The organism is Siccirubricoccus soli, assembly GCF_024178315.1.
In the GTDB taxonomy this organism is placed as follows: Bacteria; Pseudomonadota; Alphaproteobacteria; order Acetobacterales; family Acetobacteraceae; genus Siccirubricoccus; species Siccirubricoccus soli.
This window is the reverse complement of sequence record NZ_JAMZIK010000129.1, coordinates 1-14476: the sequence shown is the minus strand read 5'-3', so window position 1 is coordinate 14476 and position 14476 is coordinate 1. Positions and strand designations below refer to the sequence as shown.

Sequence of the window (14476 nt, the reverse complement as noted above, 5' to 3'; positions counted from 1 at the left end):
ATGGCCATCCTGCTCGCCACCAAGGAGTCCGCGATGGCGGGCTGGCGCGACGCGCTGCTCGCCCTCGATCCCGCGCTCGATATCCGGCTGCATCCGGACGCGGGCGACCCGGCGGCGATCGAGGCGGTGGTGATGTGGACCGGCTACGACCTCGCCGCGCTGCGCCGCTTTCCCAATCTCCGCCTGGTCGTCTCCATGGGCGCCGGGGTGGATCATCTCATGCGCCCGCCGGGCCCGCCGCCCGGCGTGCCGGTGGCGCGGCTGGTGGATACGCGCCTCACCCAGGGGATGACGGAGTGGGTGCTGCTGAACGTGTTGCGCTTCCACCGGCAGGATCCGGAGTACCGCGCGCAGCAGGCAGCCGCGCTGTGGCATGAGCTGCCGGCGCCGGACACGGCGCAGCGCCGCATCGGCCTCCTCGGCCTCGGCGCACTGGGCGGCGATGCGGCGGCGAAGCTCCGCGCCCTCGGCTTTCCCGTCATGGGCTGGTCCCGCCGGCCGAAGGCGCTGCCGGATATCGAGACCTTCCACGGCGAGGACGGGCTGCGCACCATGCTGGCCCGCAGCGACATCCTGGTCTGCCTGCTGCCGCTGACGGCGGAGACGCGCGGGCTACTGAACGCGGAGCGCCTGACCCTGCTGCCGCGCGGTGCCTTCCTGCTGAACGCGGCGCGCGGCGGCCATGTGGTGCAGCCGGACCTGCTGGCGGCGCTGGGGAGCGGGCAGATCGCCGGCGCCGCGCTGGATGTGACGGAGCCCGAGCCGCTGCCGCCGGAGCATCCCTTCTGGCGGCATCCGCGCGTGGTGCTGACGCCGCATGCGGCGAGCATCACCATCCCCGCCAGCGCCGCGCCACAGGTGGTGGAGAATCTGCACCGGCTGCGTGAGGGCCGGCCGCTCATCAACCTGGTGGATTTCGCCGCCGGCTACTGAGCGCGCTCCGCGTCGCCGCCGGGCGTCGTCGTCGCATTACGCCGGGACGCGAGGCATATCCGGCGAAGCCGCCGCGGCGGCTTCCCGTCTCTGACATCCGCCGGCTGCCCCCACAGCCGGGCGTCGGTCAGCCCGCCCTGCGGCCCTCGCCGCGCGGCGGCTCGGCATTCGCCGCCTCGGGCGCTTCCGACATCTCCGGCACCACCCCTTCGGCCTCGCTCATGATCTGGCGCATGTCGCGCAGGAAGGCGGTGCCCTTCAGCGTACGCTGCACGATGACGCTGCGGCGGTCCATCGGGTCTACCTTGCGGCGCGCCAGGTCCAGTTCGCCCAGCCGGTCGAGCGCGCGGGTGATGGCAGGCTTGGAGACGTTGAGCTCCGCCGCCAGGCCGCGCACCGTGTGCGGGCCGTCCGTCAGATACACCGTCAGGAAGACGCCGAGCTGCCGCGCCGAAAGATCCGGCCCATCGCGCCGGACGAGAGCCACGACCGTATCGCGCAGGATGGCGACGAGTTGGTCCGGGTGTGTTTGAACCGCCATAGCTTCAATCCCCTTGCCCCACAGGGCGTGTACCCCTGGCGCACCCATCCGGGCCTTGCGGCCCTGTGGGCTACGCCGCTCTGGAATCCGAATCCGTCAATCTGCGCATTCTGATGACGCAAGAGCGACGGATGCGGGAAAGTTTCCATCCCATCTCGGTTTCGTTACCCGTGCGTGGCTGCGACGCCATCGAACAGGGTGCTGATCGCCCGCAACGCGGCGCGGATTGCCTGGGCTTCGCCGCCTTCCGGGCGTCCCGGCCGGGTGGCATCGTTCCACGCATAGACATCGACATGCGCCCACCGCACCGCGTCGGGGACAAACCGCTTCAAGAATAGCGCGCCGATGATCGCGCCGGCCATCGGGCGGTTCGATACGTTGTTCATCTCCGCAACGCTACTGTCGAGCCACGAATCGTAACCTTTGTGTAGCGGTAGCCGCCACAGCGGATCATCGGTCGTCTGACCAGCTGCGAGCAGCGTCTCCGCCAGCGCATCGTCCGGCGTGAACAGCGCAGGCAGATCGGGCCCGAGCGCGACGCGCGCCGCGCCGGTGAGTGTGGCGAAATCCAGCACCAGCGCGGGGCTGCGCTCCACCGCATAGGTGAGCAGATCGGCAAGGACGAGGCGTCCCTCCGCATCCGTGTTGCCCACCTCGATGCTGAGGCCCGCGCGGCTGCGCAGCACGTCGAGCGGACGGAAGCTCTCGCCCGAGACCGCATTCTCCACCGCGCCGATGAGCAGCAGCAGGCGCACCGGCAGCTTCGCCTGCATCACCATCTCGGCCAGGCCGAGGGCGAGGGCGGCGCCGCCCATGTCCTTCTTCATCCGCAGCATGGCGGAGGAGGGCTTGAGATCGAGCCCGCCGGTGTCGAAGCAGACGCCCTTGCCGCAGAGGGCGACAAGCGGTGCGTCCGCCACCCCCCATTCGATCACGATTACGCGAGGTGTGCGCGGGCTGCCGGCGCCGACGGCATGCAACGCCGGGAAGCCCTCCGCCAGCTCCTCGCCGGCGATGATCTCGCAGCGTGCGCCTTCCCGCGCCGCCACCTCCTGCGCCGCCGCGGCGAGTTCCGCCGGGCCCAGCAGGTTGGCGGGAGTGTTGATCAGGTCCCGCGCCCGCCAGATGGCGGCGGCCTGCTGCAGCGCCGCCTCGCAGCCCGGCGGCAGGGCCAATTGCGCCGGCGCCCGGGGCGGTGCCTTGAAGCGGCTGTAGCGATAGGCGCCGAGTGCCCAGCCGAGTGCGGCCTGCGCCGCCACCTCCGGCACCGCATCCGCGAGCGTCCAGGCCGTGCCGGCGGGCAGCAGGTAGGGCAGGGCGCCGAAGGACCAGGGGCCGGGCACGGCTTCCCCCAGCCCCAGCCCCAGCACGGCGCCCGCCAGCCCCTCCGGCCCGGGCAGGAGCTGGCATTCCTGCGGCTTGGCGGCAAAGCCGGTGGCGTGGAGGAATTGCGCCGTCGCCGGCGGCAGCCCGGCGAGCAGCGCCGGCAGGGCGGCAGGCGAGACGGCGTGCAGGGGCAGGGCGGGCGCCCCCGCAGGGGCCAGCGCCTGGGTAAGCCCCGGCGGCTGCCTTTGGGTCGAATCGTTCATCTGTCGTGAATATCCGCCCGGCTTCGGGCGGGCGAGCCCAAAAGAACGCAAATCGCGCAATAAATACGGTTTCGTAGCAATATCTCGGGTGCGCCGCAGCCTCCAGGATTTACGGAATTCTATAACTCAACTGTCGGTTTCATACGGTTCGGGGCCGCAGGCTGGCCAGATGTGCCTTGATGACCGCCACGGGGCAGGGGGCGGCGGACGGCACCAAGGCCGGCCATTGTTCCACATGGGGCAGATGGCCCGGATTGCGACGCACCAGCTCCGTCTTCAGGAAGGGAAAGCCCAGCCGCCGCACCAGCACGGTCCACAGATGCTGGGTCGGGTTCAACGGATGCGCCTGGAGCAGCGCCAGCCGCTCCGCCGGCGGCAGCCGCTCCAGCTCCCGCAGCAGGGGGTGGGAGGCGCTGAGCTGCGCGATCTCCGCCGGGTCGGACAGCGCCGCCTCCAGCAGCCGGTGGTAGCCGAACAGGGCGGCGACGCGATGGCCGCGCTGGCGCATCCACCCCGAGAGCCGCAGTTCGCCCCGCTGCACCACCAGCCATTTGGAATGGCTCGGCACGAATTGCCGGAGGAAGAGCGCGAGGTCGGCGACCGCCGCCGCGCCGCGCGCCAGCACCAGGTAGCTCTGCAGGTGCGGCCTGCCCTGCAGGCTCTCGGTCAGGCCGAACAGGCCGGGGCCGCCGGCGCGCAGCGCCGCGAAATAGGGATCCGGGTCGCGGATCGGGCCGAGGATGCTGTCATTCATCAGCAGCACTTCCTCGGCCTCCGGCCAGCGCTGCAGCACGGGGCCGATCAGGTCGCGCCAGGCGCCGAAATCCCGGCCGAAATTGCGTCGGTGCGCCAGCAGCGCCGCCACCTGCCGCACCGCGTCCCAATCCGCCTCGGGGATCTCCGCCGCGGTGGAGATGAAGGCCACGGCGAAGCCCTGCTCCCGCAGCATGCGGAGCTGGCGCAGCACCATCTCGGAGACGCCGCCGCCCGCCGAGTAGTGCATGAAGAGGGCGACGCTGCGCGCCTGGCGGCAGGGGGCCAGCCCCGGCTCCAGCCGGTGCAGCATCGGCCGCGGATCCGCCGCCTGCAGGAGGTCCCGACCGAGGGCGAGGCCGATCTCCACCGCCGCCTCCCCGGCCCGGCGCGCCAGGCGCGGCCAGGTGCCGGCGGTGCTGTAGGCGTGCACTCCCCGCGCCGCATCCTTGCCCGGCACCGCCAGCTCCGTCAGCCGCAGCGGCAGGGTGTTCGGGCGGAGGACCATATCGATTTGATCGAGCAAAGATTTTTCCTGCCGTGCCGGGCCGGGGAGCACCTGCCCGGTATGACAAAAGTCGGGCGATCGGGTTGAGACAGAGCTGAGTGAGGTCAATCACGATGCCGTGAGAACAGCGTCTGGCGTGCCGCCGCGCACATTGCGCGGCGGCTTCCGCCGCCGCGGTTGCCATCGCCCGCCGGGGCTGCCATGGCCGCGCCGCCCGGCATGCCACGCACTGCCTCCCCGCCGGGCCGAAGCGGCGAAGGAACGCTCCAGCCCGTGACAGATCGCGCCCCGCCAAGGCCCATGCCCTGCTCCGCAACGGCGGGGAACGGCGCCTAGCCATGCCGCGGGCTGCGGCGCTTTCCGGCCTGCGGCGCGGGCTGCTTGGCCTGGCCAGCCGGTGCTGGCGGCGGAGCTGGGCGCTGCTGCCGCCGCCGGCTGCCCGGCTGGCCGGGGCCATCCGTGTCCCGCTGGCCCTGGTGGCGCAGCGCCTGCTTGGCACCCCACCCCGCCCGCCCCGGCTGGACCGCACCCCGCCCCCGAAGCTGCAGCGTTGGCGGCGGCGCCATGCGCGCTGGCTGGCCGGGCAGGTGCCGGCCGGGGACGGCCCGGCGGCGGCGCCGCGCTTCCTGGTGCATGTCGTGCCGGGGGAGGGGGCGCTGGAGGCGACCCTTGCCTCCCTCGCCGCGCAGCGCCACCCGCCCTTAGCCATCCGCCTGCCGGGGGAGGCCGCGCCGCCACCCGAGGCCGATTGGTGGCTGTTCCTTCGCTCCGGAGAGGTGCTGCACCCCCTGGCCCTGTCCCTGCTGGCGGCCGGGGCGGCGGCGGCGCCGGAGGCGGAGATCCTCTATGCCGACGAGGAGGTCGCCGCCCCCGGCGAGGCCGGGCCGCTGCCCTGGCTGAAGCCGGATTTCGACCCGGACTGGCATTTGGCGGCCAATCTCTTCGGCCCCGCCACCGCCTACCGCGCCTCGCTCGCCGCCCGCTGGCCGGGCGCGGCGCCGGAGCTGCTGGCGCGCCGCGCCGCCCTTGCGGTGCCGGCCGCGGCAATCCGCCACCTGCCCATGCTCCTTGCCACCGCCCCGCCGCGGCAAGCGGCGCCGGAACGGGCGGCGACGGCGGCCGTGCTGGCGGAGGCCGGCCGGCCGGTGCAGCTCTCCCCGGCGCCGCTCTGGCCCGCGGCCAGCCGCATCGCCTGGCCCCTGCCGGCGCCGCCGCCGCTGGTCTCCATCCTGGTGCCCACGCGGGACCGTGCCGCCCTGCTGGAGGCCTGCCTGGAAGGGGTGCTGCACCGCACCGACTATCCGGCCATGGAGGTGATCGTCATCGACAATGACAGCCGGGAGGCGGCGACCGCGGCGCTGTTCGACCGGCTGCGCCGGGATGCGCGGGTGCGCATCCTGCCCGCCCCCGGCCCCTTCAACTACGCCGCGCTGAACAACCGCGCGGCCGAGGCGGCGCGGGGTGAGGTGCTGCTGCTGCTGAACAACGACATCGAGGTGATCGGCCCAGGCTGGCTGGCGGAGATGGTGGCGCAGGCCATGCGGCCGGGCATTGGCGCCGTCGGGGCAAAGCTGCTCTATGCCGATGGTGGGCTGCAGCATGGCGGCATCGTCATCGGCATCGGCGGCGTCGCCGACCACTACCTGCCGCGCACGGCCGGCGACGACCCCGGCCCCTTCGGCAGCCTCGGCGTGGTGCGGGAAGTCGCGGCCGTCACTGCCGCCTGCCTGGCGGTGCGGCGGGACGCCTTTCTGGCGGTGGGCGGCTTTGATGCCGAGCGCCTCGCCGTCGCCTTCAACGATGTCGATCTCTGCCTGAAGCTACGGGCGCGCGGGCTGCGCAATCTCTGGACACCCTTCGCAGAGCTGTATCACCTGGAATCCGCCTCGCGCGGCGCCGACCTCTCGCCGGAGCAGATGCGGCGCTTCGCGGGGGAGATCGCCACAATGCAGGAGCGCTGGGGGCAGGCGCTGCTGCACGACCCCTTCTACAACCCCTGGCTTTCGCGGGAGGGAGCCTATGCCGCACTGGCCGCGGCGCCGTGGCCGGACCGGGGGCGCCGCCATCGGGCCACCGCCGGGGGCTGGGTCGGCTCGCGGACCCCGGCCTGAAGGTCAGACCCGGCCCCCTCCCGCGGCCTCCGGCGGGGCTGCCAGCCATGCGGCGGCGGCGGCGACCAGCACCAGCCAGGGCACGTCCGCGCGGCCCGGCCGGCATGTCCGTTGCGCGATCCCCTTGCGGAACGATCGAGCGCGAGGAGGCCGTGGCGCCGCACCGCGTCGCGCACCATTCGGGGCGGGCTTGCCGGTCGCTCTCCCGCCGGTGGGGCCCAAGGCGTGCAGCGGATGGTCCGGGCAATGCTCCACCGCAGGCAGCGCTCGCCCTCTGCGGCGAAGCGCGCCGCCATCCATGGCATCAGCGCACCGAAATCCGTCTCGGTGTAGAGGCCGCGGCTGATGCCGGAGTGGTTGTGACGATGGCGGGCAGCGTGCCACGCACCCGCGCCGCGCGCATCAGCGCGAAGATGCCGGGCAGGGATTCCGCCTGCTTGATCCGCCGCGATCGACATGCACCGTCGCGATCGGAAACTGCGCCGGCCTCATGCCTCGCGCGGGAAGAGCTGCCGCTCGATCAACGCACAGATGGTATGGCCCGCCACCGCATGCCCCTCCTGGATCAACGGCGTGACGGTGGCCGGCACGCGCAGGCAATGATCGCAGAGCGGCGGCATCTCGCCGCCCGCGGCGCCGGTGAAGCCGAGGGTCGCCATGCCCTTCGCCCTTGCGGCCCGCAGCGCGGCAAGGATGTTCGGCGAGCGGCCCGAGGTGGAAATGGCGAAGAGCACGTCGCCCTGCCTGCCCAGCGCCTCCACCTGCCGCGCGAAAACGCGCTCGTAGCCGTAATCATTGCCGATGGCGGTGAGGATGGAGCTGTCCGTCGTCAGCGCGATGGCGGCGAGGCCTGGGCGGTCGTACATGAAACGGGAGACCAGCTCCCCCGCCCAGTGCTGCGCATCGGCCGCGCTGCCGCCATTGCCGCAGAACAGCAGCTGCCCGCCGGCACGCAGTGCGGCGACGCTGGCCTCCACCATGCCGGCGATGGCGGCGCGGCAGCCGGCATCCTCCGCCATCGCCTGCAGCACCGCGGCGGAGCGGCGGATCGCGCTGCCGATCTCGGCATCCAGTGGGGTCGTGCTCATGGCACCGGTGCATGCCCGAAACCGTGTCTCCGAATCAAGCGCTCGCGATAATGGCAACGCCCTTGTGTCGTGCCGTGACGGCAAATTACAGTCATAGGACGCAGGTGGCCATGCCAGCGTGCCGCAGGCTTGGCCGCACAGCGAAGGACGATGCATGGACCTGAACCTGCCCGACCGCCCGATCGCAACCGATCCGGGGCTGGCCGGCGTGGCCGCCGCGTTGGAACTGGGCCCGGAGCTCGACTGGCACCCCGACCACCTCGCCGCCAGCGCCTGGCTGGAGCATGTGCCCTTCGCGTGGTGGCTGGTGAAGGCGCTGCGGCCGCGCAACATCGTCGAGCTCGGGACGCATTGGGGCGTCTCCTACGGCGCCTTCTGCCAAGCGGTGGAACGCTGCGGCCTGCCGAGCTTCTGCCACGCGGTCGATACCTGGCAGGGGGACGAGCATGCCGGCCATTACGGCGAGGAGGTCTTCGCCCGCGTCAGCGAGGTGAACGAGCGCCACTGGCGCCGCTTCTCCACCCTGCTGCGCAGCAGCTTCGACGAAGCGCGCGGCTATTTCGGGGCCGGCGAGATCGACCTGCTGCACATCGACGGGCTGCACACCGAGGAGGCGGTGCGGCACGATTTCGAGACTTGGCGGGAGACGCTTTCCGAGCGCGGCGTCGTGCTGTTCCACGACATCAACGTGCGGGAGCGCGATTTCGGCGTCTGGCGGCTGTGGCGTGCGCTGCGGGCGGAGCACCCGCATTTCGAGTTCACCCACGGCCAGGGCCTCGGCGTGCTCGGCCTCGGCCGCGAATTCCCCCGCCCGGTCGCCGCCCTGTTCGAGGCGGATGCGGCGATGACGGCGACGATCCGCCACCTCTTCGCCGCGCGTGGCGAGGCGGTGCGCTCCCGCTACCAGCTTGCCGAGCTGGCCCGGGATGTCGGCCGCCGGCAGGTGACGGAGCGGCAGCAGGAGGACCGGATCGGCGCCCTGGCCGCGCAGCGCGACGCCGCCCTGGCCGAGCGCGAAGCGGCGCTGGCCGAGCGCGACCGCGTCAGCGCCGAGCGCGACCACATCCTCGCCGAACGCCACCACATCCTGGCCGAGCGCGACCACGCGCTGGCGGAACGCGACCACGCGCTGGCCGAGCGCGACCGCATCCTGGCCGAGCGCGAGCGCGTGCCGGGCGAGCACGGCGCCGCTCTCGCCGCCCGGGATGCCGCCCTGGCGGCACGGGACGCGGCGCTGGCGGAGCGCGATGCGGCGCTGGCGGAGCGCGATGCCGCCGTCGCGACGCGCGAGCAGATGGCGGCGAGCCTCGCCCAGGCGCGGGCCGAGCAGGACCAGGCGCAGACCGAGCTGCTCGCCGCCCGCGTCGAGATGCGCGCGGCCCGGACCGAGGCGATGGCGTTGCGGGAGCAGCGCGCCGCGCTCCTCGCCTCCAGCTCCTGGCGGCTGACGCGGCCGATGCGTGTCGCGGCCGGGCTATGGCGCGGCGAGCCGGGCTACCGGGCGAAGCTGCGTGCCATGCTGGGCCGGCCGGCCCCAACCCCGGCGCCGGCCCTGCCGCCCGCCCCGGCGCTGGCCCCAGCCCTGGCCCCGCCCGCCCCGGCGGCAGCAGCAACACCCCTGCCCGCCGCCGCACCCGCCCGCTACCGCATCGTCTTCCTCAGCGGTGAGCCGCACACGCCCGGCCATTCCTACCGGGTGGAGCGCTATGCGGTGGCACTGCGCCAGGCGGGCGCCGAGGCCGAGATCCTGCGCATCGAGGAGCTGCCGGCGCGGCTTCCGGAGATCGCCTCGGCGCAGCTCCTCTGCATCTGGCGCGCCGCCTGGACGCCCGAGGTGGGGGCGGCGATCGACACGGCGCGCCAGGCCGGCGCCCGCATCATCTTCGACGTCGACGACCTGATGATCGACCCGGAGCTGGCGCGGGTCGACATCATCGACGGCATCCGCACCCAGTTCCTCACCGAGAGCGCGGTCGAGGAATTCTACGAGCGGGTCCGCCGTACCATGCTGCAGGCCGACCTCTGCACCGTCACCACGGAGGAACTGGCGAGCCATGCGCGGCGCATGTGGCTGCCGGCGATGGTCCTGCCGAACGGCTTCGACGCGGCGACCTTCGCGCGGTCCCGGCTGGCCGCCCGGCGGCGCGCGGCGGCGCCCTCCGACGGGCTGTTCCGCATCGGCTATGCCGGCGGCTCACGCACGCATCAGCGGGACTTCTCCGTCTGCGCGGCGGCGGTCGGCCGCATCCTGCGCGCCTCGCCCGCGGCGCGCCTCGTGCTGTTCCACGACCTCGAAACCGGGCGGCCGCTGATCGACATCGAGGAATTCCCTGCCTTGCACGGCCTGGAATCGCAGATCGAATGGCGCCATCGCGTGCCGCTGGAGCAGCTGCCGGAGGAGGTGGCGCGGTTCGACATCAACCTCGCGCCGCTCGAGGTCGGCAACCCGTTCTGCGAGGCGAAGAGCGAGCTGAAGTATTTCGAGGCGGCGATCGCCGGGGTCTGCACCATCGCCTCGCCCACCGGGCCCTATCGCCGTGCCATCCGCCATGGCGAGACCGGCTTCCTCGCGGAATCGGAGGAGGAGTGGCACGGCGCGCTGCGGCGGCTGCTGGACGACCCGGAGGAACGCCGGCGCGTGGCGCGCAACGCGCTCTACGACGCGCTGTGGAATTTCGGGCCGGACCGGCGGGCCGAGCTGGCCGCCTCGCTGCTCGAGCATCTCCGCGGCGGCCGGGCGGCGTCGCGCGCCTTCGCCTTCGGACTGCAGCCGCTGCACCAGCCGATGCCGCCGCCGGCCCTGCCGGCGCATGAGCAGGTCTTCCTGTCGGACAATTTGCGGCAGGCCGACGTCACCGTGGTGGTACCGCTGCACAACTACGCGCATTTCGTGGAGGAGGCGCTGGATTCGGTCGCGGCGCAGGACGTCGCCGACCTCGACCTGGTCGTCGTGGACGACGCCTCCACCGATGACAGCCTGGCCGTCGCGCTGCGCTGGGCGGAGCGGCACCGGCATCGCTTCAACCGCCTCGCCGTGCTGCGCAACCTGGTCAATGCCGGGCTGGGCCCGACCCGCAATGTCGGCTTCGACGCGGCGGAGACGCTGCACGTGCTGCCGCTCGACGCCGACAACCGCCTGCTGCCCGGCTGCGTTTCCCGCTGCCTCGCGGTGCTGAACAGCGTGGGCGCCGCCTATGCCTACCCCGTCATCCGCCAGTTCGGTGCGACGCAGGAGCTGATGGGCGTGTGGCCGGCCAACCCGCTGCGCTTTGTCGGCGGCAATTACGTGGACGCCATGGCGCTCATCTCGAAGGCGAGCTGGGCGCTGGTTGGCGGCTACGACAATGTCCGCTTTGGCTGGGAGGATTTCGACTTCTGGTGCCGCATCGCGGAGCGCGGCCTGCCCGGCGTCGCGGTGGGCGGCGAGCCGCTGGCGGAGTACCGCGTGCATGCCAGCTCCATGCTGCGCACCGTGACGGAGATGGAGGAGAACAAGAAGAAGCTGATGGCGGATATGGAACGCCGCCATGCCTGGCTCGCCCTCACCGCGCCGGGCGGCCGGGGGGCGACGGCGGCCGGCACGGCGGCGGCCCCGGCGCGGGAGGAGCGGGTCGCCCAGCTCCTGCCCCTGCTGCGCTGCCCGGTGACCGGCGGGCCGTTGGCCCTGGCACCGGACGGCTCGGCCCTGCTCTCCGGCGAGGATCACCGCTGGCCGCTCGTCGCTGGGCGGCCCGTGCTGTTCCCCGGGCTCGGCGAGCCGGTGCTGCATCCGGAGCACCATGTCAGCAACCCGCTGCCGGCGCATGTCGAGGCGCGGATCCGCGCCACGCCGGGGCCGGTGCTGAACCTTTCGGCCGGCGGGACGCCCGACCGCCTGCCCAACGTGATCGAGGCCGAGGCGGCCATCTTCCGCAACACCGACCTGATCGCCGACGCCCACCGCCTGCCCTTCGTCGATGCCGCCTTCGAGGGCGTGGTGGCGCTCAACGCCTTCGAGCACTACGCCGACCCGATGCGCGCCGCGGCGGAGATCCGCCGTATCCTGAAGCCCGGCGGCTGGGTGCTCATCCAGACCGCCTTCCTGCAGCCGGAGCATGAGGCGCCCTGGCACTTCTACAACTGCACGAAGTACGGGCTGCTGCAGTGGTTCGACGGGTTCGAGGCCGGCGAGGTGCGGGTGCCGGACAACCTGAACCCGGTCTTCGCCTTCGCCTGGCTGGCCTCGGAATGCGAATCGGCGCTGCGCCGGGATGTCTCGGCGGCGGCGGCGGATGGGCTGCGCGCCGCGCCCATCGGCTGGCTGGTGGATGCCTGGCGCGACCCCGCTCGCCGGCGGGAGGCCACCTGGCGGAATTTCGCGACGCTGACCCAGCCGAGCCAGGAGCGCATCGCCGCCGGCTTTGAGTACACCGGTCGCCGTCCCGCGGCATGAGCGAGCGGAACGCCGCCCTGCTGCGCGGCCTTTCGCCTGCCGACCGGATCATCGAGATCGGCCCGAGCTTCGGGCCGATCGCAGCCAAGCGCGACGGCTGGAACACCACCGTGGTGGACCATGCGAGCCGCGAGGCGCTGGTGGCGAAATACGCCGCCGCGCCGAACGTGGACACCGCGCGCATCGAGGCGGTGGACCGGATCTGGACGCAGGGCCCGCTGGATGCGTTGTTCCCTGCCGCGGAGCATGGCCGCTTCGCCGCCCTCATCGCCAGCCACGTCATCGAGCACATCCCGGACCCGCTCGGCTTCCTGCGCTCCGCCGCGCGGCTGCTGGACCCGGGGCGGGGGGTGCTGGTGCTCGCGGTGCCGGACAAGCGCTGGTGCTTCGACCTTCTGAAGCCGCCGAGCACCACGGGGCAGGTGCTGGCGGCGCATCGCCGCGGCGCGGTGCGGCATGCGGCGGGGACGTTGTTCGACCATTTCGCCTACAGCGCCACCGATGCCGAGGGACGCCCGGGCTGGGGGGCGGGGGAGGCGGTGCCGACGCTGCGCCTCGGCGGCAGGCTGGAGGATGCGCTCGCCGTCTTCGAGAGGTGCGTCGAGTCGCCGGATGCTCCCTATGTCGATTGCCATGCCTGGCAGTTCACCCCGGCGAGCTTCGCCCTGCTGATCCTGGAGCTCGGGGCGCTCGGCCTCGCGGATTGGCGAATCGAGTGGCTGCGCCCGGAGCCGGCGGTGGAATTCCTCGTGCATCTCCGTCGCGGCCGGCAGGAATTCGCCTCGGCCGAGGCGCGCGAGGCGGCGCGGCTGGAGCTGCTGCGGCAGGTGCTGCTGGAACTCAGGGCGCAGACCGATTGGCTGGTGCCCGCTGCACCCCCGCCGGCCGGGCCCGCCGCGCCGGCGCTCGATGCCCGGCTGGCGGGCATCGAGGCGCAGCTCCACCGGCTGACGGAGCAGCAGCTTCCGCCGGTGCTGGAAGCCGCGCTCTGGACCCGCGCGGCGCTGCGCCCGGCGCGGGCGGCCTGGCGACGGCTGCTGCCGCTGCGGCGTGGCCTCGCCCGGCTGCGCCGCCGAGGGCAATAACATCTGGTGGTAACGAAGCCGGTGCCGCCGAATCATTAGGCATTCGTCAAGAAAGCCACAATCGCTGTGGCCAAGTCGTCACAGCCAAGCCTGTACCTGACCAAAGTATTGCGAGCGCAACTCGGTCTTGCCTTCCCAACGCGAGAGCGTGTACGGCTTCGACTGCAGGACGCAAACCGTCCGCCTGGTTCTCGGGGCAGCCTGGGGCTGCGGTGTGGGGACACCGCTGACCCGGAGGGGGCAGGCTTCGGAAATCCGGTGGCCAAGACGTGACGGAGCGGTGGTGATGCCCGAAGGGCAACAAGCTGGCCTACGGTGTTTCGTTCCGGTTGAGACCGGAAATGCGGCGTCCGGAGGTGCAGGGGGAAGAGTCCGGCCGGGCGGCCCATGGGGCTTTGGTCCGCGGGGATCTTGCCGGGGCGGCGGTTGGGGCCGGCCGGCCCTGGCCCTCTCGCTGCTGGCGCTGCTGGCGGCCTGCGGACAGCAGGCGCAGCAGCGCGGCGGCCCGGCTGTCCATGCCGCCGCCACCTATGGCAACTACAACCGTCCCGCCAGCTACGACCCGCCGGGGCCGGCCAGCGACCCCTGGGGGCCCTGGATCCGCGAGGCCGCCCGCCGCTTCGACGTGCCGGAGCGCTGGATCCGCGAGGTGATGCGGCAGGAAAGCGGCGGGCGCGTCTCCGCCACCTCCCCGGTCGGCGCCATGGGGCTGATGCAGGTGCTGCCCGGCACTTACCGCGAAATGCAGGCGCGCTACGGGCTGGGGGACGATCCCTACCACCCCTATGACAGCATCATGGCCGGTGCCGCCTACATCCGGGAGATGTACGACCTCTACGGCTCGCCCGCCTTCCTCGCCGCCTACAATGCGGGGCCGCGGCGGCTGGAGGACTACCTCTGGGGCAGCCGCGGCCTGCCGACCGAGACGCGCAATTACGTCGCCCGCATCGGCCCGCGCATCGTGGACGCGCATCCGCGCCGCCGCGTGGCGCCGGAGATCTACGCCGCCGCCGAGATCCCGCTGAACATCCCGCCCGGCCCGCGGCGGATGGACAGCGCGACGATGCTGGCGCTGCGGGAACAGCGCCAGGCGCTGGACCCGGGGATCCAGGTGGCGCAGCTGCCGCCCGGCCCGGTGGTCCGGATGGAGCCGATCCCGGATGGCAGCACTGCCGCGGCTTCCCTGCCGCCGCCGGTGCAGGTCGCCTCGCTGGGCGCCGTGCCGCTGCCCGGCGGGGTGGTTCGCATGGACCCCATCCCGGATGGCAGCACGCCGGAGGGCGCCGCCAGGCTGGCGGAATCCGCGTCCGAGGCCAGCGAGTCCCGCAGCAGCCCGGCGCCGGTGCCGCGCGCCATGGAGCCGCCCATCGCCCGGCCCGCGCGCAGCGCGCCGTCGGCCGCCCGTGGCACGGCCCTGGCCAGCGCCGCCCTGCCGC

Annotated in this window: 9 protein-coding genes; 5 read left to right on the top strand and 4 right to left on the bottom strand. The window is 72.9% G+C overall.

From position 1 onward, the window contains the following. Positions 1-933, top strand: coding sequence for a 2-hydroxyacid dehydrogenase (locus tag NJ376_RS20000; protein ID WP_252955061.1), 933 nt, complete (start codon positions 1-3; stop codon positions 931-933). A gap of 127 nt (positions 934-1060) precedes the next feature. On the opposite strand, the gene NJ376_RS19995 is transcribed toward NJ376_RS20000, so the two are convergent. The 3 genes from NJ376_RS19995 to NJ376_RS19985 form a co-directional block, all read right to left on the bottom strand. Next, positions 1061-1474, bottom strand: a complete 414-nt coding sequence (locus tag NJ376_RS19995; protein ID WP_252955060.1) for a MarR family transcriptional regulator — start codon at positions 1472-1474, stop codon at positions 1061-1063. A gap of 164 nt (positions 1475-1638) precedes the next feature. After that, positions 1639-3063, bottom strand: coding sequence for a leucyl aminopeptidase family protein (locus NJ376_RS19990; protein ID WP_252955059.1), 1425 nt, complete (start codon positions 3061-3063; stop codon positions 1639-1641). Positions 3064-3202: 139 nt separating this feature from the next. After that, a complete protein-coding gene (locus NJ376_RS19985; protein WP_252955058.1) occupies positions 3203-4342 on the bottom strand; it encodes a hypothetical protein in 1140 nt (379 codons plus the stop codon). Positions 4343-4662: 320 nt separating this feature from the next. On the opposite strand from NJ376_RS19985, the gene NJ376_RS19980 reads away from it, so the two are divergent. Further along, positions 4663-6435, top strand: coding sequence for a glycosyltransferase family 2 protein (locus NJ376_RS19980; protein WP_252955057.1), 1773 nt, complete (start codon positions 4663-4665; stop codon positions 6433-6435). A 488-nt stretch (positions 6436-6923) separates the two neighbouring features. Here NJ376_RS19980 and NJ376_RS19975 read toward each other — a convergent pair whose 3' ends face one another. Then, positions 6924-7523, bottom strand: coding sequence for a D-sedoheptulose 7-phosphate isomerase (locus tag NJ376_RS19975; RefSeq protein ID WP_252955056.1), 600 nt, complete (start codon positions 7521-7523; stop codon positions 6924-6926). Positions 7524-7677: 154 nt separating this feature from the next. Here NJ376_RS19975 and NJ376_RS19970 point away from each other — a divergent pair, with 154 nt between their 5' ends. The 3 genes from NJ376_RS19970 to NJ376_RS19960 all read left to right on the top strand — a co-directional run. Then, on the top strand, positions 7678-11955 hold the full coding sequence (locus tag NJ376_RS19970) for a class I SAM-dependent methyltransferase (protein WP_252955054.1): 4278 nt from the start codon (positions 7678-7680) through the stop codon (positions 11953-11955). After that, positions 11952-13040 (top strand): class I SAM-dependent methyltransferase, encoded by a 1089-nt coding sequence (locus tag NJ376_RS19965; RefSeq protein WP_252955052.1) that lies wholly within the window; start codon positions 11952-11954, stop codon positions 13038-13040. The genes NJ376_RS19970 and NJ376_RS19965 overlap by 4 nt, the downstream gene beginning before the upstream one ends. Before the next feature lie 286 nt (positions 13041-13326). After that, positions 13327-14476 (top strand): lytic transglycosylase domain-containing protein (locus NJ376_RS19960; RefSeq protein WP_252955050.1); only part of this gene is annotated, 1150 nt, incomplete at its 3' end.